Annotated in this window: 20 protein-coding genes and 1 pseudogene; 7 read left to right on the plus strand and 14 right to left on the minus strand. The window is 71.0% G+C overall.

The genetic code is table 11. The annotated features are described in order from the left end of the window. Positions 1–100 (plus strand): annotated as a pseudogene (locus ACFW9Z_RS15450) (IS481 family transposase); the annotation flags it as partial. On the opposite strand, the gene ACFW9Z_RS15455 reads toward ACFW9Z_RS15450, so the two are convergent. Together ACFW9Z_RS15455 and ACFW9Z_RS15460 are read right to left on the minus strand one after the other, a co-directional pair. Next, the gene (locus ACFW9Z_RS15455; protein ID WP_384640039.1) at positions 97–477 is read right to left on the minus strand and encodes a hypothetical protein; all 381 of its coding nucleotides are present in this window, start codon (positions 475–477) and stop codon (positions 97–99) included. The pseudogene ACFW9Z_RS15450 and the gene ACFW9Z_RS15455 overlap by 4 nt on opposite strands. A gap of 151 nt (positions 478–628) precedes the next feature. Further along, positions 629–1,750, minus strand: coding sequence for an ArsR/SmtB family transcription factor (locus tag ACFW9Z_RS15460; protein ID WP_384640042.1), 1,122 nt, complete (start codon positions 1,748–1,750; stop codon positions 629–631). A gap of 216 nt (positions 1,751–1,966) precedes the next feature. Here ACFW9Z_RS15460 and ACFW9Z_RS15465 point away from each other — a divergent pair, with 216 nt between their 5' ends. Then, entirely contained in the window at positions 1,967–2,110 is a 144-nt protein-coding gene (locus ACFW9Z_RS15465) for a hypothetical protein (protein WP_384640045.1), read from the plus strand. After that, positions 2,107–2,958, plus strand: coding sequence for an EamA family transporter (locus ACFW9Z_RS15470; protein WP_384640048.1), 852 nt, complete (start codon positions 2,107–2,109; stop codon positions 2,956–2,958). The genes ACFW9Z_RS15465 and ACFW9Z_RS15470 overlap by 4 nt, the downstream gene beginning before the upstream one ends. A 71-nt stretch (positions 2,959–3,029) precedes the next feature. Here the strand turns inward: ACFW9Z_RS15470 and ACFW9Z_RS15475 are convergent, their stop codons facing one another. The 4 genes from ACFW9Z_RS15475 to ACFW9Z_RS15490 all read right to left on the minus strand — a co-directional run bounded on the left by ACFW9Z_RS15475 (position 3,030) and on the right by ACFW9Z_RS15490 (position 7,582). Further along, positions 3,030–4,589 (minus strand): alanine/glycine:cation symporter family protein, encoded by a 1,560-nt coding sequence (locus ACFW9Z_RS15475; protein WP_384640051.1) that lies wholly within the window; start codon positions 4,587–4,589, stop codon positions 3,030–3,032. 772 nt (positions 4,590–5,361) lie between these two features. After that, positions 5,362–6,738 (minus strand): DUF4157 domain-containing protein, encoded by a 1,377-nt coding sequence (locus ACFW9Z_RS15480; protein WP_384640054.1) that lies wholly within the window; start codon positions 6,736–6,738, stop codon positions 5,362–5,364. A 138-nt stretch (positions 6,739–6,876) separates the two neighbouring features. After that, positions 6,877–7,107 (minus strand): hypothetical protein, encoded by a 231-nt coding sequence (locus tag ACFW9Z_RS15485; protein WP_384640057.1) that lies wholly within the window; start codon positions 7,105–7,107, stop codon positions 6,877–6,879. Further along, on the minus strand, positions 7,100–7,582 hold the full coding sequence (locus ACFW9Z_RS15490) for an ATP-binding protein (RefSeq protein WP_384640059.1): 483 nt from the start codon (positions 7,580–7,582) through the stop codon (positions 7,100–7,102). The genes ACFW9Z_RS15485 and ACFW9Z_RS15490 overlap by 8 nt, the downstream gene beginning before the upstream one ends. 624 nt (positions 7,583–8,206) lie before the next feature. Between ACFW9Z_RS15490 and ACFW9Z_RS15495 the strand changes: the two genes are divergently transcribed. The 3 genes from ACFW9Z_RS15495 (at position 8,207) to ACFW9Z_RS15505 (ending at position 10,065) form a co-directional block, all read left to right on the plus strand. Continuing rightward, positions 8,207–9,085: a helix-turn-helix domain-containing protein gene (locus tag ACFW9Z_RS15495; RefSeq protein ID WP_384640062.1), complete on the plus strand. Its 879-nt coding sequence runs from the start codon at positions 8,207–8,209 to the stop codon at positions 9,083–9,085. Next, positions 9,082–9,282 (plus strand): DUF397 domain-containing protein, encoded by a 201-nt coding sequence (locus ACFW9Z_RS15500; protein ID WP_383980663.1) that lies wholly within the window; start codon positions 9,082–9,084, stop codon positions 9,280–9,282. The genes ACFW9Z_RS15495 and ACFW9Z_RS15500 overlap by 4 nt, the downstream gene beginning before the upstream one ends. A gap of 162 nt (positions 9,283–9,444) precedes the next feature. Further along, complete coding sequence (locus ACFW9Z_RS15505; protein WP_384640066.1) at positions 9,445–10,065, plus strand: hypothetical protein; 621 nt, start codon at positions 9,445–9,447, stop codon at positions 10,063–10,065. 26 nt (positions 10,066–10,091) lie between these two features. Here the strand turns inward: ACFW9Z_RS15505 and ACFW9Z_RS15510 are convergent, their stop codons facing one another. From ACFW9Z_RS15510 to ACFW9Z_RS15535, 6 genes are all read right to left on the minus strand, one after another. Next, positions 10,092–10,565, minus strand: coding sequence for a GNAT family N-acetyltransferase (locus ACFW9Z_RS15510; RefSeq protein ID WP_384640069.1), 474 nt, complete (start codon positions 10,563–10,565; stop codon positions 10,092–10,094). 41 nt (positions 10,566–10,606) lie between these two features. Next, entirely contained in the window at positions 10,607–11,395 is a 789-nt protein-coding gene (locus ACFW9Z_RS15515) for an SDR family NAD(P)-dependent oxidoreductase (protein WP_384640071.1), read from the minus strand. After that, positions 11,392–12,558, minus strand: a complete 1,167-nt coding sequence (locus ACFW9Z_RS15520) for a serine hydrolase domain-containing protein (RefSeq protein ID WP_383980982.1) — start codon at positions 12,556–12,558, stop codon at positions 11,392–11,394. Before ACFW9Z_RS15520 ends, ACFW9Z_RS15515 begins: the two co-directional genes overlap by 4 nt. A gap of 142 nt (positions 12,559–12,700) precedes the next feature. Next, entirely contained in the window at positions 12,701–13,498 is a 798-nt protein-coding gene (locus ACFW9Z_RS15525; RefSeq protein WP_384640074.1) for an energy-coupling factor ABC transporter ATP-binding protein, read from the minus strand. Further along, positions 13,486–14,247, minus strand: coding sequence for a cobalt ECF transporter T component CbiQ (gene cbiQ, locus ACFW9Z_RS15530; RefSeq protein WP_384640077.1), 762 nt, complete (start codon positions 14,245–14,247; stop codon positions 13,486–13,488). The genes ACFW9Z_RS15525 and cbiQ overlap by 13 nt, the downstream gene beginning before the upstream one ends. Before the next feature lie 162 nt (positions 14,248–14,409). After that, entirely contained in the window at positions 14,410–15,489 is a 1,080-nt protein-coding gene (locus ACFW9Z_RS15535) for an energy-coupling factor ABC transporter permease (RefSeq protein ID WP_384640080.1), read from the minus strand. Positions 15,490–15,760: 271 nt separating this feature from the next. On the opposite strand from ACFW9Z_RS15535, the gene ACFW9Z_RS15540 reads away from it, so the two are divergent. Then, positions 15,761–16,183, plus strand: coding sequence for an SsgA family sporulation/cell division regulator (locus ACFW9Z_RS15540; RefSeq protein WP_384640083.1), 423 nt, complete (start codon positions 15,761–15,763; stop codon positions 16,181–16,183). 250 nt (positions 16,184–16,433) lie between these two features. Here ACFW9Z_RS15540 and ACFW9Z_RS15545 read toward each other — a convergent pair whose 3' ends face one another. Together ACFW9Z_RS15545 and ACFW9Z_RS15550 are read right to left on the minus strand one after the other, a co-directional pair. Further along, positions 16,434–18,668: an MMPL family transporter gene (locus ACFW9Z_RS15545; protein WP_384640086.1), complete on the minus strand. Its 2,235-nt coding sequence runs from the start codon at positions 18,666–18,668 to the stop codon at positions 16,434–16,436. Positions 18,669–18,828: 160 nt separating this feature from the next. Further along, positions 18,829–19,401, minus strand: coding sequence for a TetR/AcrR family transcriptional regulator (locus tag ACFW9Z_RS15550; RefSeq protein WP_384640089.1), 573 nt, complete (start codon positions 19,399–19,401; stop codon positions 18,829–18,831). Positions 19,402–19,513 lie beyond the last annotated feature (112 nt).

Genomic DNA, 19,513 nt, shown 5'->3' on the forward strand with positions numbered 1-19,513 from the left:
AGACTTCCTCCACACCTACAACCACCACCGCAGCCACACCGCACTCGGCGGCCAACCACCCATCACCCGCGTCAACAACCCTGCGGGTCAATACAGCTAGGGCGCGAGCCTGATCGAGTTGATCGGGGTCAGGTTCACGTCCCAGTAGGTCCACGTGGGCATCTTCTCGCCGCAGCCCACCCCGTCGTACCCCGTGCACAGCTGCACGGTCGCCCCGCCGGTCTGGTTGTTGAACACCCGGTGGGTGCCGATCTGGTTGTTGAGGTTGTAGACGCCGTACCGGTAGTACGTCGCTTCGGGGCGGTTGCCGTTCCAGGACGCGCCCGGGTAGATACAGACGTACCCGGACCGGCAGCCCGCGTAGGTGTCCTGGGCGTCCTGAGTGTCGGACGCGCCTGCCTGCGCCCCCGCTCCCGTTGCCAGTACGGCCCCTGCCGTGAACATGAGCGTCACTACCGCTCGTACGAAACTGCGCATGTCGTTCCTTTCCCGCCCCGGGCCCCTGGGCCCGGGGCTCCCCCGTAGGACGGGTGGTTCCGGTCGTCCGGGCGCTCGCCCGGATGGCAGAAGCGTGGCAGCGGACCGGCCACTCGCGCCGCACCCTTTCATCAGGGTGAAAGGGTCGCGTTCAGCAGAGTGAGACCGTCGCGGGTTCAAGCGTCGGAATCGGCCGCTCCGCCGGGCCGGTCCCCGCTGTCTCCAGCAGTTGCCGCCCCAGCGGGGTGGCGTGGTGGAACACGCACCGGCCCTCCTTGCGGCAGGCGGCGAGCCCCGCCTCGCGCAGGATCGCCAACTGCTGGCTGATGTTGGGCAGCGAGCACCCCACCGCGTCGGCCAGCTCGGAGGTCGTGGCGCAGCGCCGGACGGCCACCTCGTACAGGAGCGCGGCGCGGGTCGGCCCCAGCAGCCGGCAGAGCGAGGCGCCCGAGGGGGCCGCGGGCGGGTGGACCGGCTTCTCCACCGGGTAGACCAGCACCGGCAACAGCGCCTCGTCGAACAGCGTGATCGGCTTGCGCCAGCAGAAGTACGACGGCACCAGGAGCAGGCCACGCCCTCCCAGGTGCAGGTCCCGCTCGACCGGGTACGTCACCTCCAGCACGGGCGGGCTCCACCGGGCCATCGGGCGGAAGGTCTCCAGCAGCGCCCGGGTGCCGCCCGCCGCCAGTTCACGGGAGCGCCAGGCGACGTCGGAGGCCACCGCCGCGTCGATCCACCGCCGGTACGGGGCGACGAACGCCGCGTCGTACGCCGTGAGCAGCCCCCCGAGCGCCCGGAGCGCCGCCGCGTCCCCCCGCGCGAGCCGCTCCGCCGCGAACGGCCGCACCACCCGCGCCCCCGGCTTCGCCCCCGGTCCCGTCCCCGTCCCCGCCCGCACCACCCGCGCCCCCGACTCCACGAGCAGCGTCAGATCCCGGCGCAGGAGGCTCCGGGGCGTCGACAGCACCCGGTCCACCCCCTGCCGCAGGTCGGCGTTGCCGCCGTCCACGGCAGGCGTCAGGAAGTCGGGGATGTACGGGCCGCACGGCACCAGGCTGCGCAACGCGACCGCGACAGCCCGGTCGGCCCCTCCACCGCCCCCTCCGCTCCCCCGCAGCCGGGGCGCCACCGCCTGCCGCCACGGGCCGAACGCGATCCGGCCCTCGTCGGTCTGGAGTCGGCAGAGGCTGCACACGATCTCCCAGAGCGGGTCGGGCCCCCGGGCGATACGGACGTACTCCAGGTCCTGGGCGGTGAAATGGATGCGCAACACGATTTCCCCCTTGTCGCACTTTCCTGCATATATCGCCCTATCACTGTGGCGCGGAGGGGAGGACCCGCGATCACCACCCGCCGCTTCTGGCCAGGACCGGCCCGGGATTGGCCGGATGACCTGACGAAAGGGCGCGAAGGGCGCACGGCGCGGGTCACGGAACCGCCCTCCGGAACCCCCTCGCATGCCCCCTACAACGACCGCTAGCGTGCAGCCATGAGCACACCCGAGCCCCCTGAACCCTCCCCCGCCACGCCCGCCACCCCCACCCACCGACGTACCGCCCACCGACGTACCGCCCACCAGCGTTCCGCCCACGCGGACGTGGCGGCCACGGATGTGCGCGAGCCCGTCAAGTGACCCCGCTGGTCGGCCTCGCGGTGCTCATAGCCGCCGTCACGCACGCGAGTTGGAACGCCATCGCGCACGCGATCAAGGATCAGCTCCTCTCCTTCACGCTGATCTCCGGCGGCGGCCTGCTCATCGGCGCGGCGATGGCCCTCTTCGTTCCGCTCCCGGCGGCGGAGGCATGGCCGTACCTTCTCGTCTCGGCCGCGCTGCACGTGACGTACATGCTGCTGCTGATGCGCTCGTTCGCCCTCGGCGACTTCGGCCAGATGTACCCGATCGCCCGGGGTACGGCCCCGCTGGTGGTGACGGTCCTGGCGGCGGTCTTCGTCGGCGAGCGCCCGGACGCCTGGGCCACGGCGGGGGTCGCGGTCGCCTCGGCCGGGCTGGTCGGGCTGGCGCTCTGGGGCATCCGGGGCTCCGGAACCCGCCCGCACTGGCCCGCGATCGTGGCGGCCCTCGGCACCGGGCTGGCCATCGCCGGGTACACGACGGTGGACGGCGTCGGGGTACGGGCCTCCGGCACACCGCTCGGTTACGTCGCCTGGCTGATGATCCTGGAGGGGCTGGCGATCCCGGCGTACGCGTACTACCGCCGCCGCTCCGAACTGGCCGCCCAGCTGAGGCCGTTCGCCGTACGGGGGCTGCTCGGCGCGGCCCTCTCGGTGATCGCGTACGGGCTGGTCCTCTGGGCCCAGACCAGGGCCCCGCTCGCCCCGATCGCGGCGCTGCGGGAGTCGTCGATCATCGTGGGCGCGGCGATCGGCACGCTGTTCTTCAAGGAGCGCTTCGGGGCGCCGAGGATCGCGGCGGCGGGGCTGATGGTGGTGGGCATCGGCCTGATGCTGCACACGAGTTGAAGCCTCTCGCCCCTCCGGTCAGGCGGGAGGGGCGAGAGGCTTCAGGGGGTGTCAGGCCACCCGGACCCGGCTCAGACGCTCACCTTCACCGACTCCGGCCCCTTGTCTCCGTCCGTCCCGTCCGTCCCATCCGGCCCGTCCGTCCCACCGGCCTTCCGGACCCGCACGTACTCAAGGAAGTTGTTGAGCTCGCGCTTGACGACGGGGGCGAGGAGGTAGAGGCCGACGATGTTGATGACGGCGAGGGTGAAGAGCACCGCGTCGGCCAGGTCGATGAGGGTCTGCAGGGTGAGCAGCGACCCGGCGACGGCGAACAGGGTGTAGAGGCTCTTGTAGACGGTCTCGCTGGTGCGGCTGCGGCCGAAGAGGTACGTCCAGGCCTTGAGGCCGTAGTAGCCCCAGGTGAGCACGGTGGAGATCGCGAAGAGCATGACCGCGATGGTCAGGATGTACGGGAACCAGGGCAGCACGGTCGCGAAGGCGTCCGACGTGATCGTCACGCCACCGATGGACTCTCCGTCGCGGGCCTCGCCCCAGCTCGCCGGGTTGGCGATGACGATGGTCAGCGCGGTCATGGTGCAGATGATGACGGTGTCGATGAACGGCTCCAGCAGCGCGACCAGACCCTCGCTGGCGGGGTGCTTGGTCTTGACCGCGGAGTGGGCGATCGGCGCGGAGCCGATACCGGCCTCGTTGGAGAACGCGGCCCGCTTGAACCCGATGATCAGCGCACCGAGCACACCGCCCGCGACGCCCTCGGGGTTGAACGCGCCCTCGATGATCGTGGCGATCGCGGCGGGCACCGCGGTGACGTTGACGAGGATGACGACGAGGCAGCCGAGGATGTAGATCCCGGCCATCGCGGGGACGAGACGGCTGGTGACCGAGGCGATGGAGCGGATGCCGCCGAGCAGGACGACACCGACGAGCGCGGCGACGATGACGCCGAAGAAGAGGGCGCCGCCGGAGGAGCCCATCATGCCGCTCTCGCCGCCGGTGACGGAGACGAGCTGGGCGTAGGACTGGTTGACCTGGAAGAGGTTGCCGCCGAAGAGCCCGAAGAACAGGATCATGACCGAGGCGAGGACGGCGAGGACCTTGCCGAGGCTCTTGCCCCTCTTCCCGAAGCGTTCGGCCAGCCCCTTGGGCAGGTAGTGCATCGGTCCGCCGGAGACGGTGCCGTCGGCGTGGACCTCGCGGTACTTCACACCGAGCGTGACCTCGACGAACTTGGTGGCCATGGCGAGGAGGCCGCAGAGGATCATCCAGAAGGTGGCTCCGGCGCCGCCGATGGAGACGGCGACGGCCACACCGGCGATGTTGCCGAGGCCGACCGTGCCGGAGACGGCGGCGGTCAGGGCCTGGAAGTGGTTGACCTCGCCGGCCGAGTCCTTGTCGTCGTACTTGCCGCGCACCACATCGAGGGCGAGACGGAACTTGCGCACCTGGACGAAGCCGAACCAGCCGGTGAAGACGAGCCCCGCCACGCCCAGCCAGGCGACGATGAGCGGCACGTCCGCGCCGGCGATGGTGACGGAGTAGAAGACGATGCCGCCCAGCCAGTCGGCTATGGGCTCGAAGAATCCGCCGACGGATTCGTCGATGTTCTGGGTGATGGAGTCAAGTGTCACGTTGGCTACCTCGATGACGCGGGAGCGGCGGACTGTGGGGTGCCTTCGCCGGTCGGTGTGCGGTGGGGGGAAATGAGCGAACGACGTTGTCCGGTTGGCGATCCGGCATGTCCCACGGAGTGGACTACGACGGTGATCGCTCCGGCCTGCTGCCGGACAGGGGCCCGGCGCTCCGCATGGACGGTCGTTCCGTTCCGTCTGTGAAGCTGGGCATTTGTACCACGCCCTTTACCGTTCTTTTAGTGATGGAGTTCACATTCACGGAGGACTCGGGGCGAGAATGCCGCATGAGTGACGTCATCGTTATGCGGATGGGTGGATGCGTTTATCGGACACCTATAAACGGCGGCGCCCCACCGCTTTTGGTCCATACCTTCTGTGCCGGGCCGGGTCACAGACCCAAGGGCAGCAGTCGGCCCGATGGCCTCAGGCCCGAGGTCTCTCCGGAGAAGGCGCATCCGGGCGTTTCACGCGCTGGTCCAGGCTTTCGTCCACGACGGACAACCCTTCGGGGTCTCGGCAGACGGAGGGACAGCTGTCCCCTCGACGCCGACCAGACTTCCCGGCACACCAGCGCGCCTCGCGACGCGTTGCCCGCATCATAGTGGCGAGCGCCCGTAATACAACACGATCGGCATCGGCCGAGGAACGGGCCGGGCGGGCCTGCGGACGCGGAAGGGATCAGCGTCCGTCAGCGCGAAGGGAGACGAAGCAGCCCGCCGAACAAACCTGGCCGCTCCCGCCACGAACGCCACTAACACCACGAATGCCCTCAGACCACATTCGGATTGACCGGCCGCTCATCGCCCGGGGCCACGCGCTTGCCCTGCCCGCGCTTGCTGAGGACGACGGTCTTCATGGTGACGTGGGGGTAGTTGGTGCTGTAGTAGCCGCCCGTCCAGGTGTCGTGGAAGCTGTCCGCCGTGTCGATGGTGTACGTCCCCGAGTTCGGGGCCGTCTGGTTGCTGCCCGCGAAGGCTTCCAGGGTGATCGTGTCGGTTCCGTCGAGTCCGACGACCGCCGCCGCGTGGTACTGCGACATGACCGTGTCGCCGGGGTTGAGGGCGACCATCACGTACGCCTGCCCGACGACGGGAGCGGCGGCCCGGTTCGCGTTCCCCTGGAAGGCGCTCGCACGCGTGCGGTTCGACTCGTCCGAGACGCCGAACGCCTTGGTCCCGGCGGTCGTACGGATGCTGCTGTTAGCGCCGTCGTCCAGTTCGCCCACGGCGTTGTGCATGATCTCCTCGGCCGTGTGGAGGCAGTCGTCGAGGATCTGCCGGGCGAGCTCGTACTCCTGGTAGTCCCCGGTGCCGAAGAGGTTCTGCGGCGCCGTGGTGGTCGGCCGCAGGGCCGGGGAGAAGCTGCTGCTCGGCGTGCCCACCCTCACCCAGACCGAGGTGCCGCCGACGACGGCCGCGAACACCCCGCCGGCCGAGACCCGCATGCCCTGGCCGAGGGCGCTGCCCTGGTCCACCCAGCGCTGCACCGCCGGGCGCCCGGCGGACTCCGTCGTCCGCCCGGCGTATCCGACGTGCCCGGCCTCCCGGTCCTTCGGCGCGCCGCCGCTCATGGCGCGGCGCGCGTTGCTCTCCGCCTCCCGTTCGAAGCGGTCGGAAGGGTCGGACACCCTCAGCCCCGCGCCGTTGTCGGTGCCCGCGACGGGACCCTGGCGCTGCTGGATGACATGGGTGAGCTCATGGGCGAGGGTGTGCCGGTCCGCCCCGCCCTCACCGATGACGACATGGTGCCCGGCGGTGTAGGCGCGGGCGCCCACTTCGGCGGCGGACGCCCTCGCCGTACTGTCGTCATGGATGCGGACATCGGAGAAGTCGGCACCGAGGCGGCTCTCCATGTCGGCCCGCGTACTCCCGTCCAGGGGCCTGCCGTTGGTCCGCAGGACGTCATGGACGGTGGACCGCTGGACCGGCACCTCACCGGCCGGATGACCGCACCCGGCCCCGTGCCGGTGCTCCTCCCGCGCCCGGAGCATCCGCTGCACGATGACGGCGTTGCCCACGGCGGGCTGGAGGGCGAGAAGTCCCGGGAGCGGTCCGCGTGTTGCGGCCGGAGGGACGGTGGCGGACCTACGGGCCGCCGGACCGGAGTCGGCCTTGACGTTCGATCCGGCATGCGCGTGATCCGGCACGGAGGCTTCTTTCGTCGCAGTGGGGCACCCTCGCTCCTGCTTACGCGGACGGGACGCGGAACACCAGGACTGTGAGGGCAGAGTTACGGAACCCCGGGGGCAGCCGTCGGCCGTCCCCGGGGCATCGCCGTACATCTCCTACGACAACGGGCCTGCCCCTCCCCCGCCGGGCCTCAACTTCGCTACCAGCAAGGCCCATTCGGCCTCGGCACGGTCGATCTCCCTCATCGCCTCCATGGGTTTCGGTACCGGCCCGTCGTCAGCTGCGATACGCCGCGAGGCGGCCCGGTAGAGCTCGTACCAGCACACGTCGAGGGCATCGAGCGCGCGCCCGATCCGGCGGCGCACGTACGCCCGGAACTCATCCATGCCGCGCCTCCACGACAGGCTTCCGCCCCGGCTCGCCCACAGCCGGGCGCGGTGCCAGTTCGACCCAGACGTACTTCCCGGGGCCGTTCCGGTCGCCGCACCCCCAGTCGTCCGCGACGGCCGCCACGACGAGGAGCCCCCGACCGCCTTCGGCCTCCCACCGGGGCGCACCCGGCCGGGGCGGGCGGGACGACGCGTCGTGCACCTCCACCCGGAGTCCACCGCCCCGGAGCAGGAATCGCGTCTCGACCTCCCGCCAGGATGAACCCCCGGCATGGCGAACGGAGTTGGTGAGCAGCTCCGAGAGAACGAGCGACGCGTCCTCCTCCAACACCCCGAGCCCCCAGCCGGCCAGGGCCGTACGCAGCTCGGCGCGCGCCAGGCGTACGACCTGCGGGTGCCGCTTCCAGCGCCGTACGACTTCGTCGCCCTGCGCGCCCTGTCCGCTCTGCTCTCCCTGCTCGACGTGAGCCATCAGCGGGCCACCTTCATTCCCACGGGGTGGAGTTCGCCATCGACACCGTGCAGCGACGGCCACCCTTCGCGCCGCCGCCCTCCCCGCAGACGCTGCTCGGCGCGCTCCCAACGGGCGTACGCGGCAGAGGAATACGGGCCATCCGGCGGACGGGGCTGCGGAACCTCCGTCACGAAACACCGGCTGATGACCAGCCGCCGGTACACGCGGGAAGCACCGGTTCCCGAACTCTGCGCCGCACCGCACGGAGGAAGCTGCGGCACTCCGGGGTCACACCCCCCTTCGAACACAAAACGTAAGAGCCGTCCGAACGCCCGGACGAGAAAAGTGACCATGTCGGCACCCCTTCGAAGCGTTGGCCATACCCCGGGCCGCAGACGGCCCCGAGCTTCCTGCCGCACCCGCCCAGGCACCAGGACACCTGGGCTGGGCAGCTCGCAGCCGTCACGCACAGCACCCACTCATGTGCCGTACGTCACGCAAATACGGTAGGGCGGCACCGCCACCAACACAAGCCTTACTCTCGCAAAATTGCGTTCGTTCGAGCGTTCGACAGGTTGTCTGGCCCTGCCGCATCCCAACACGGCAGACTGGTAGCTTCGTTGAGAGTTGAGAGGGGACGAAATGCCCGCAGGTGGGAAGCCGACCGTCCGCAGCCGACGGCTCGGGTCGGCCCTGAGACGTCACCGGGAGGCCGCAGGCGTGGATCAGTCGGTGGCCGCCGACGCGATCATGAAATCGGTCACCAAGGTGAGCCGGCTCGAAGGCGGGCAGGTCTCGGCCTCGGCGCTGGAGGTCCGCGCCCTGATGGACTGTTACGGCGTGCAGGACATGGACGAACGGACCCGGCTGGAACAATTGGCGCGGACAAGCAACAAGCGTGGCTGGTGGGTCGACCATCAGCAGGCGATGCGCCCTGACTACGCGGACTACATCACGCTGGAGAGCGACGCCACGTACATCCGCTCATGGGAACCCGCCCTCATCCCGGGGCTGTTGCAGACAGCGGAGTATGCCGAGTCCGTCATCGCCTCGGGGCCGGTCTTCATGGACCAGGAGCAGACCGCCGCCCTCGTCAAGGTCCGTCAGGAGCGCCAGAAGAGGATCGAACAGGGTGGAGCCCGGTTCACGGCGATCATCTGGGAGCCCGCCATAACGGCACTGCTGCATGACGCGGCCGTGCGACAGGCCCAGTTGCTCAGGCTGCTCGAAGTCGGCGACCGGCAGAACGTGACGGTGCAGATCCTGCCCCGTGAAGCCAGCAAAGCAGCGGGGATGTCCGGCGCTTTCGCGGGCTTCTCGTTCGGGATGGAGCCCATCGTGGAGGCGGTGACCGTGCGAACCGTCGCCAACACCACCGTGGTGGAGGCTCCGGAGGACCTCGCGCTGTACGTCAACGTCTTCGACCTCCTGCGCTCGGCCGCCCTGTCACCGGAGGAGAGCGCCGACCGTATCCGGCATATCCTCGACAGAGCGTCCAGCGATATGAAAGAGGCACCGTGACTACCGAGATCGTGAGCCCGTTCCGCACGTCGTCCTACTCGGACCAGCAGGGCGACTGCCTCGAAGTGGCACACACAGCTGACCACGGCCGCGCCGTACGCGACACCAAGGACCGTGGAGCCGGAACCCAGTTCTTCGGCCCGGCCGCCTGGAGCACCTTCGTGGCGGCCGTGAAGGACGGCCACCGCATCGCCTGATCCGGCGTGCGGCGGCTGGGCCGGAAGGGAAAAGGGAGGGGCCGTCCCCGAAGTGAGCGGGGCGGCCCCCAGTAGGTGATGCCGCCTTCGATCAGCTCTCCGGCCCCTGGCGCAGCAGGCTGACCGTGACGGAGGTGCCCAGGCGCCTCTAGTATGTCGCGGATGGACAGCACATGGTTCGTGGTCGACGACCCCGAGGAGGACGGCGAAGAGCCCTGGGGCTTCGATGCCGACGAACTCGCCTTCATCTCCGCTCTGCAGGACCGGGCCGCGTCATGGCGTGTGCAGTCGGCCGACAGCGTGGTCGGCCGCCCCGAGGACGAATCGTTCCTCCTGGTCTACATCTCCCTCTCCGACGACGAGCACCGCCTGGTCCTCGGTGAGTGGGCCGTCCACTTCCACGGCACACACGTCGTGGCGGGCAAGGTCAGGGACCAGCTCTTCAACCTCCACCGTTCAGGGCCCGAGTTCTTCCGGGCGAGCGGGACGGTGGACGAGCTGGCCGACCGGTGCGGGGAATGGTTCGCGGCCATCCTGAACAGACCGGTCAGCCGCGCGGAGTGGCATCGCACAGGCCCGCGGTATCCGGTCGCCTGGCACTTCGCGGACAGCTTGAAACCTCTGGTGGGAAACGGTGAGCCGCGCGAACCGCACAGCCGTTGCGTCCTGATCCGGGGGGCCACTGAGCCGCAGGAGGGCCTCCACTCACCGCTCTGCCCCGGCGAACCGGTCCGCTCCGGATTCCTCTCCCGCTGGAGAGCCGGGCGCGGCGATCGCCCCTGACCTGAGCCCCCCGGGTCACACCCGTCTCACCCCGCCCACTCCGCCACCACTTCCCCGTCCTCCTCCACCCCCGTCGGGCGGAAGCCGAGCGCGGTGTACAGGTGGGCGGCGGCCTCGTTGGCCGGGGCGTAGGAGAGGCGGACCGCCGTGCAGCCGGGGCGGGCCGACAGCCAGGTCGCCAGGGTGCGTACGGCGGCTCCGCCGATGCCCCGGCCCTGGTGGGCGGCGTCGATCAGCATGCCGCCGATCCAGTACGAACCGTCGTCGTCCCGCGCCCACATGATGTGGCCGGTCACCTCGTCGCCCGCAAGCACCGCCAGGGAGTTCCAGGTGTCCTCGCGGGCCGTCAGGACGAGGTAGCGGGCGGCCAGGGCCGGGACCCAGTCGCGCTGGTCGTCGCGCGGCGCGCTGTCGGCGACCGCCCGCCAGTTGTCCGCGTCGATGGCGTGGAGGGTGACGGGGCGGCCCGACTTGTCCGTGTGGTCGTACGTGATGATCATGCGGGGAGGGTAAGGGCGCGTTCCGGTTCCGGGCCAGGGAATTACTCCCCGGCCGCCATCGCCTGCCGGAAGCCCGTGTTCACCGCCAGGATGCCGCCGTCCACCCGCAGCGTCGTCCCCGTGATCCAGGACGCGTCGGAGGAGGCGAGGAAGGCGACGGCGGACGCGATGTCCTCGGGGGTGCCGACCCGGCCGAGCGGGTAGAGCGCGGCTGCTCGCTCCAACTCCGCGTCGCGGCCCGACCAGGCCGCCGTGCGGATCGTGCCGGGCGCCACCAGGTTGACCCGTACGCCGCGCGGCCCCGCGTGGCCCGCCAGCGTACGGGTCAGGCTCGCCAGGCCCGCCTTGGCCGCGCTGTACGCGTGGCCGCCGAAGTCCTGCTCGCCGTTGACCGAGCCGATGGTGACGATCGCGCCCCGGCCCGAGGCCACCAGGTGCGGCAGGGCGGCGCGGGCGCAGCGGAAGGGGCCGGAGAGGGTGATGTCCAGGTCGCGTTCCCAGGTCTCGTCCGACTGGTCCTCGAAGAGCTCGGCGTCGTCGGTCGCCGCGTACGCGTTGTTGACCAGCACGTCCAGGCCGCCGAAGGTCCCGACCGCGTACGCCACGGCCGCGTCCACCGCCGCACGGTCCGCCACATCGCAGGCCACGGAGTCGGCGGTGCCGCCCGCCTCGCGTATCGCCGCCGCCGTGCCGGAGGCGCGCCCGGCGTCCAGGTCGGTGACGAGGACCTTGGCGCCTTCCGCCGCCAGGCGGTGGGCCGTTGCCGCGCCGATGCCCTGGCCGGCGGCGGTGATCAGGACGCTGTAACCGTCGAAACGCGTGGATGTCATAGCGCCGACCGTACTGCCCTGACCAGTGCCTGGGCACGGGGGTCGGCGGTGACTCCCTTCTGGAGGCCGTTGGTCACATAGCCCAGGGCGATGCCCGACTCGGGGTCGGCGAAGCCCAGGGAGCCCCCGCGCCCGGGGTGGCCGAACGAGCCGGGGCCGAGCAGCGGGGCCGCCGGGCCGTGCAGCATGTAGCCGAGGCCGAAACGGGTGTTGACGACCAGCACCCGGTCGGGCCCGGCCGACTCCTCCGTGCGCGCGAGGGTGAGCGTGGCGGGGGCGAACAGGCGGCGGTGGCCGTCGACCGGGCCGAGCATCGCGGCGTAGCAGCGGGCCAGGCCCCGGGCCGTCGCGATGCCGTTGGAGGCGGGGAGTTCGGCCGTACGGTAGGCGGCGTCGTTCTCGTCGGGGAGCGGGTCGATCGCGCCGAACGCCCGCCGGGTGAGCGACTCCGGGTCGCGGTACGCCTCGACCACCGAGCGCTTGGGGCGTACGCGCAGGGCGCCGGAGACCTCCCCCGGCGCCGGGGGCTCCACGGGACCGATACGGCCGATGCGGTGGGCCTCGTCCGCCGGGAGCCCGAACCAGAAGTCCAGGCCCAGCGGGCGCGCGATCTCCTCCGCGATCCAGCGGCCGATGGTGCGGCCGGTGGCGCGGCGGACCAGTTCGCCGATGAGCCAGCTGTACGTCTGGGCGTGGTAGCCGTGGTCCGTGCCCGGCTCCCACTCCGGGCGCTGCGCGGCGACGGCGGCGGGCCCGGACACACCGTCGGCGGCCTCGGCGGGGGTGAGGGGGCGGTCCAGGGCGGGAATCCCGGCGCGGTGGGCCAGGAGGTCGCGGACCAGGACGCGTTCCTTGCCGTTCGCCTTGAACTCCGGCCAGTACGTGGAGACCGGGGCGTCCAGGTCCACCTGGCCGCGCTGGTGGAGCAGGAGGGGGACGGCGGCGGCGATGCCCTTGCCCGCCGAGCGCACGATCTGGACGGTGTCGACGGCCCACGGTTCGGTGCCGTCCACGTCTCTCGTACCGGCCCAGAGGTCCACGACCTTGCGCCCGTCGCGGTAGACGGCGACGGCCGCGCCGCGCTCGCCCCGCTGCTCGAAGTTGCGGACGAAGGCGTCCGCGACCGGTTCGAACCCCGGCGCCACCGTGCCCCGTACGTCCACGCCCACGGCCGTGTCCGCTCCGGTGTCCGCTCCCGTACCCGCCGTGCTCACTCCCGCGCTCCCGCTCATCACCCCATGGTGCACGGCCGGGCGGGTCGGGCGGGGAGCGGGTCGGCGTCACCACCGCACTGTCACGATCTGTTTACGGGGACGGAACGGTGACCGAGCCCGGGTCGAAGCCGAACGGCAGCTCCAGCCGGTGCGCGCGCATCAACTCCTCGTCGCAGAGCAGCCCCTGCGTACGTCCGTCGGCGGCGATCACTCCCTCGCTGAGGATCACCGCGCGCGGGCAGAGCTCCAGCGCGTACGGCAGGTCGTGCGTGACCATCAGCACCGTGACGTCCAACGAGCGCAGGATGTCGGCCAGTTCGCGGCGGGAGGCCGGGTCCAGGTTGGAGGAGGGCTCGTCCAGGACGAGGATCTCCGGCTCCATCGCGAGGACCGTGGCCACGGCGACGCGGCGGCGCTGCCCGAAGGAGAGGTGGTGCGGCGGGCGGGCCGCGTACTCCGCCATGCCGACCTGTTCCAGCGCGCGCACCACCCGCTCCTCCAGCTCGGGGCCGCGCAGCCCCGACGCGGCCGGGCCGAAGGCGACGTCCTCGCGGACCGTGGGCATGAACAGCTGGTCGTCCGGGTCCTGGAAGACGATGCCCACCCGGCGCCGGATCTCCTCCAGGTTCCGCTTCGCCACCGGGAGCCCGGCGACGCGGACCGTGCCCGAGCCCGCCGTCAGGATGCCGTTGAGGTGCAGGACGAGCGTGGTCTTGCCCGCTCCGTTGGGGCCCAGCACCGCCACGCGTTCGCCGCGCCCCACGGTCAGGTTCACCCCGAAGAGGGCCTGGTGGCCGTCGGGGTAGGCGTAGGCGAGGCCGCTGACGTCGAGCGACGGGACGGGGGCCTGGGGCACGGCGTCCTTCGGGGAGAGGGTCACAGGGTCCATCCCAGCAGACAGACCGTGAGCGCGAGTACGGGAAGGGCCGCCGCGTACGCCCACTGGGCCCGGGTCGCCGTCACCTCGTCGATGACCGGCATCGTGCCCGCGTACCCCCGGCTGACCATGGCGAGGTGGACGCGCTCGCCCCGTTCGTACGAGCGGATGAACAGAGCGCCCATGGAGGTGGCCAGGACGCGCCACTGCCGTACGCCGCGCGCCTCGAACCCCCGGGAGCGGCGGGCGATGGACATACGCCGCATCTCGTCGGTGATGACGTCCCCGTACCGGATCATGAACGAGGCGATCTGGACCAGCAGCGGCGGCAGCTTCAGCCGCTGGAGGCCCAGCAGGACGGCCCGCAGCTCGGTGGTGGAGGCCAGGAGTACGGAGGCGGCGACGCCGAGGGTGGCCTTGGCCAGCACGTTCCAGGCGCCCCAGAGGCCGGGGACGCTGACGGAGACGCCGAGGACCTCCGTCTGCTCGCCCGGCACCACGAACGGCATGAGCAGCGCGAACGCCACGAACGGCACCTCGATGACCAGGCGTTTCAACAGGAAGCCGGGCGGGATCCTCGCCACCGCCGCGACGGCGGCGAGGAGGGCCGCGTACAGGCCGAAGGCCCACATCGCCTCGCGCGGGGTGGAGACGACCACGAGCACGAAGCAGAAGACGGCGGCCAGCTTGCAGTGCGGGGGCAGCCGGTGGACCGGCGAGTGCCCGTGCCGGTAGAGCTTGTGGGCGTGGCCCGCTCCCATGTCAGTGAGCTTCCATGTCAGTGCGCTCCCGTGTCCGGCCGACTCCGTGCCGGGCCGCTGCTGTGTCCGGCCTATTCCGTGGCCGGCCGCTCCCGTGCCCAGCCGACTCCGCGCCAGGCCGCTCCCGTGCCCGGCCGACTCCGTGCCCAGGCCGCTCCCCCCTCAGGCGTTCTCGTGGTCGTGCGCGCTCGTCTGGGGGCCGCTCTCGTCCTCCTCGCGGCGGCGCACCACCCAGAAGATGCCCGTGCCCACGACCACGGTGGCGCTGACCCCGATCACCCCGGCGAGGCCCCCGGAGAGCCGGGCGTTGGCGATGTCGCCCACCCCGTAGTCGGCGAGCGGGGAGTCGGCCGCCCCGTGTTCCTCCGCCTTCTCGTCGATGCCCTGGTCGGCGGCGACCCGCTCCAGGCCGTCGGGGTGGGCGGAGGCGTAGAAGGAGACGAACCCGGCGAGGAGGAAGGCGGAGACCAGGCCGGTGATCCAGAACCCGCGCGTGGACCGGGCGGACCGGGCGGAGGCGGAAGCGGGCTCCGGTTCGCGCGTCGCGGCCGGGGCGTCGACCAGTTCGCCGTCGACCCGGAGCTTGAGCGGCGCGGCCAGGCCCTGGACGCCGTGGACGAGGTCGGGGCGCACGGCGAGGACGGCGCCGACGGTCAGCGCGGTGATGACCGCCTCCCCGATACCGATCAGCACATGGACGCCCACCATGGCGGTGAGGACCTTGCCGATCGGGATGTCCGTGGTACCGCCGATCCAGTACAGGAGCGTGAACGCGACGGCCGAAGCGGGTACGGAGACCAGCGCGGCGACGAACGCCGAGGCGGTAGCGGACCGGCGGGTGCGCGGCAGGACGGCGGTCAGCAGCCGGAACACCCCGTACGCGACGACGACGGTGACCACGCCCATGACGGTGATGTTCACACCGAGCGCGGTGAGGCCGCCGTCCGCGAAGAAGATGCCCTGCATCAGCAGCACCACCGCCAGGCAGAGCACCGCCGTGTAGGGCCCGACAAGGATCGCGGCCAGCGCCCCTCCCATCAGGTGGCCGCTGGTACCGGCGGCCACCGGGAAGTTCAGCATCTGGACGGCGAAGATGAACGCGGCCACCAGACCGGCGAGCGGGGCCGTGCGCTCGTCCAGTTCGCGGCGCGCCCCCCGGAGGCTGACGGCGACCGCTCCGGCGGCGAACACCCCGGCGGCGACGGAGACAGGTGCATCGATGAAACCATCGGGTACATGCATGAGGAGGCTCCGCTTCCTGCGGTTCCGCACGGTGTCCGCGTCCGCGTGGACGCGGCGCTGCGGGCGGGGTCATGAACCCATCAATAATAGTGCTCTCTTGCGAACCATACGCAAGAGCAGGCGCCCGGCACCTGCGTCGTATCCACCGTCGACGAGGCTCCCCGAGGCTCACCTGCTGTCACGTGAGCGGACGCTCATCGTGCCACTTCCGCGAAATATGGGACATTAGAGGGCAGAGCGATACATATAGGCACATAGGAGGAGCCGGCCCATGTCCCCTGTGATCGAAGAACATGCCCGCGCCCGGCTCATCACGGACGGCCCCCTGACCCGCCCGGTCCCCGTCGATCTGCGCTACGACGCGGCCGACGACCCGCGCACCGTCCACATCACACTGCCCGGCGGCACCGACTGGGCCTTCGGCCGCGATCTGCTGGAGCGCGGTCTGCGCACCCCGATCGAGCGCGGGGCCGTCCGCGTCTGGCCCTGCGGCCGTACGCAGCTGATCGTGGAGCTGCACTCGACGGACGGCGTCGAGGTGTTCCAGTTCGAGATCAGGACGCTGATCCGCTTCCTGGCCCGCACCCGCGCACAGGCCCCGGCCACGGCCGCCCCGGCGGACGGGACCCCGGAGAAACGCCCGTCCCGCACCACCCCCCGCCCCGAGCGCGGCGCCCAGCCGGCCCGCGGCTGAAATCCCAGCCGGCCCGAGGCTGAGACAAGCCCGCGACGCACACAGCAGGAAGGCCCCCGCGCTCATCGCACGGGGGCCTTCTCTGTGCCCCGGTCCCCCGTCCCCACAGGTAACCGGCGCTTCCGGGGCCGCGCTCCGCTCAGACGCGGCCCCGGGGATCAGCGGGCCCGGAACAGACCCGATCGGCTCGAACGGAGCCCGTACAACTGGATCGGCTCGAACGGAGCCCGTACAGCTGGATCGGGCGGACTCAGACGCGTACGAGCTCGCGCTCGCCGCCGTGTCCGTCACCGCCCTCGCCGCCGGAGGAGACCGGCTCCTCCGTCAGCTGCTTCTGGAGCTTCTCGCCCTCCACGTCCACGTTGGGCAGCACCCGGTCCAGCCAGCCCGGCAGCCACCAGGCCTTCTTGCCGAGCAGGGCCAGGACGGCGGGCACGATCGCCATGCGCACCACGAACGCGTCGAAGAGGACGGCGACGGCGAGCGAGAAGCCGATCATCTTGACCATCTGCTCGGTGGAGCCGATGAAGCCGGCGAAGACCGCCATCATGATCACGGCCGCTGCCGTGACCACCCGTGCGCCGTGCTTGAAGCCGGTCACGATGGCCTGGCCGGGGCTCTCGCCGTGGACGTACGCCTCGCGCATCCGGGTGACGAGGAAGACCTCGTAGTCCATCGCGAGACCGAAGACCACACCGATCATGAAGATCGGCATCATGCTCATGATCGGACCGGTCTGCTCGACCCCGAAGACCGAGCCGAGCCAGCCCCACTGGAAGACCGCGACGACCGCGCCGAGGGCCGCGATCACCGAGAGCAGGAAGCCGAGGGCCGCCTTCAGCGGGACGAGGATCGAGCGGAAGACCAGCATCAGCAGCAGGAACGCGAGGCCGACGACGAGAGCCAGGTAGGGCAGCAGCGCGTCGTTCATCTTCTGCGAGAAGTCGATGTTCATCGCGGTGGCGCCGGTGACCAGGACCTCGGCCCCGGTGTCGGCCTTGATGCCCGTGCCCGCGTCACGGATGCCGTGGACGACCTCCTCCGTGGCGTGAGAGGAGGGCCGGTCCTTCGGGATGACCACGATGGTCGCGGTGTCACCGGCCTTGTTGAAGGTGGCCGGGGCGACGGCGGCGACGCCGAGGCCCTCGATCTCCTCGGAGACCCGCTCGGCCGCGGCCTTCGGGTCGGAGCTGCCCTTGCCGTCCATGACGACCATCAGCGGCCCGTTGAACCCGGGGCCGAAGCCGTCGGAGAGCATGTCGTACGCCTGGCGCTGCGTGGTCGACTTCGGCTGGGCGCCGTCGTCGGGCAGGCCCATCTCCAGCGAGGCCGCCGGTACGGCGATGGCGCCGAGGCCGAGGACGCCGACCAGCATGACCCAGACCGGCTTGCGCAGCACGAACCGCGCCCAGCGGGTGCCGATGTTCGGCTTGGCCGTGTCGAGCTCGGCCGCCTCGGCGGCCTTGCGCGCCTTGCGGCCCATGATCCGCTTGCCCGCGAAGCCCAGGGCGGCCGGCACCAGGGTGAGCGCGATGAGGACGGCGATGGCGACCGTACCGGCGGCGGCGAGGCCCATCTTCGTCAGCATCGGGATGTTGACGACGGCGAGGCCGACCAGGGCGATGACCACGGTCAGACCCGCGAAGACGACGGCCGATCCGGCCGTGCCGACGGCCCGCCCGGCGGCTTCCTCGTGCTCGCGGCCCTCGGCCAGTTCGGCGCGGTAGCGGGAGACGATGAAGAGGGCGTAGTCGATGCCGACCGCGAGGCCGATCATCGTGGCGAGGATCGCGGTCGTGCTGCCCAGGTCCAGGACGTTGGCCAGCGCGGTGACGAGCGAGACCCCGATGCCCACCCCGATGAGGGCGGTCACCAGCGGCAGCCCGGCCGCGACCAGCGAGCCGAAGGTGATGACCAGGACGACGGCGGCGATGGCGACACCGATGATCTCGGCGGTCCCGGTCTGCGGCATGACCTGGAGGGCGTCACCGCCGATCTCCACCTTCATGTCGCTGCCCTGCGCGGCCTTGCCCGCGTCCTTCAGGGCCTCCTGGGTCTTCTCGGTCAGCTCCATGGCGCTGACCTTGTACGAGACCGAGATGTACGCCGTCGAACCGTCCTGGCTCACGGCCTGGGCCTGGAAGGGGTCGGCGACCGAGGCGATCTGGTCCGATCCGGACTCCAGCTCCTTGATGATGCCGGTGATCTCGCCCTTGTTGGCGGCGTCGGTCACCTTCTCGCCCTCGGGCGCCTTGAAGACGACACGGGCGGTGGCACCGTCGGCACTGGTGCCGGGGAAGCGCTGTTCCAGCAGGTCGAAGGCGCGCTGCGCCTCCGTACCGGGGATGGAGAAGGAGCTGGAGGTGGCGGTGGACGCGGTGGCCGCACCGAATCCGGCGAGCGCCAGCAGTGCCACCCAGATCAGGGCGACATAGCGGCGTCGGCGGAAGGTGAGCCGTCCGAGCTTGTAGAGGAAAGTGGCCACGGGGGCGTACTCCCGGTCAGGTCGTGTGAGTGGAATTGGGCGTGAGGAACCAGCCCGACGACGAGAGCGGCGTGTCAGGTGGAGCGTCGGGGAGAGGGCCGTACGGGGACGTCAGGGCGGTACGGGACCGTCGGGGCGGGGACCTCGACGGGTGGGGCGGTCAGACTCCGAGGGCGGGGAACACCACGGAGTCGACGTAGTCCATGAGGAACGCCTGGTCGACAGGACGGTCCTCGATCAGCTGCCGGGCGGCCACCGCGCCGACCAGCATGTGCGGGATGTACTTCAGCGCCGGGTTGTCCGCGCGCAGTTCACCCCGTGCCACCGCCCGCTGGAGCAGCTCGTCGAGACCGGTCATCTCCGGTTCGATCAAGAGCTCGCGCAGGGCCTGGAGCAGCTCGGGGTACTCGTGGACGGCATGGCTCAGGCCCCGCATCAGCGCGGCGTCCTTCTCCATCTGGCAGTCGTCGCTCCGGCTCAGCGCCGCGTGGAAGTCCCCGCGCAGCGAACCGGTGTCGATATCGGCGAGGCTCCCCGGCTTGCTGTGCCGCAGCGCCATGGCGACCAGCTCGGGCTTCGAGCCCCACTGGCGGTAGAGAGTGGCCTTGCTCGACCGGGTGCGGGCGGCGATGGCGTCCATGGTCAGGGCGTCATAGCCGACATCGCGGAGCAGGTCGAGGACGGCTTCGTACAGCTCGCCCTCACGCTCGGGCGTCAGCCTCGTACGTGCCATGTGCCGACCTCCTTCGCGCTGTTGTCCGCGCACATCCGGTGTTCCGTTCAACCGTTCCGCTCACCATCGAACGAAACCGTTTCGTACACCTGAACCGTACCCCTCCCACCCA

The organism is Streptomyces sp. NPDC059452 (assembly GCF_042750035.1).
Taxonomy (GTDB): Bacteria; Actinomycetota; Actinomycetes; order Streptomycetales; family Streptomycetaceae; genus Streptomyces.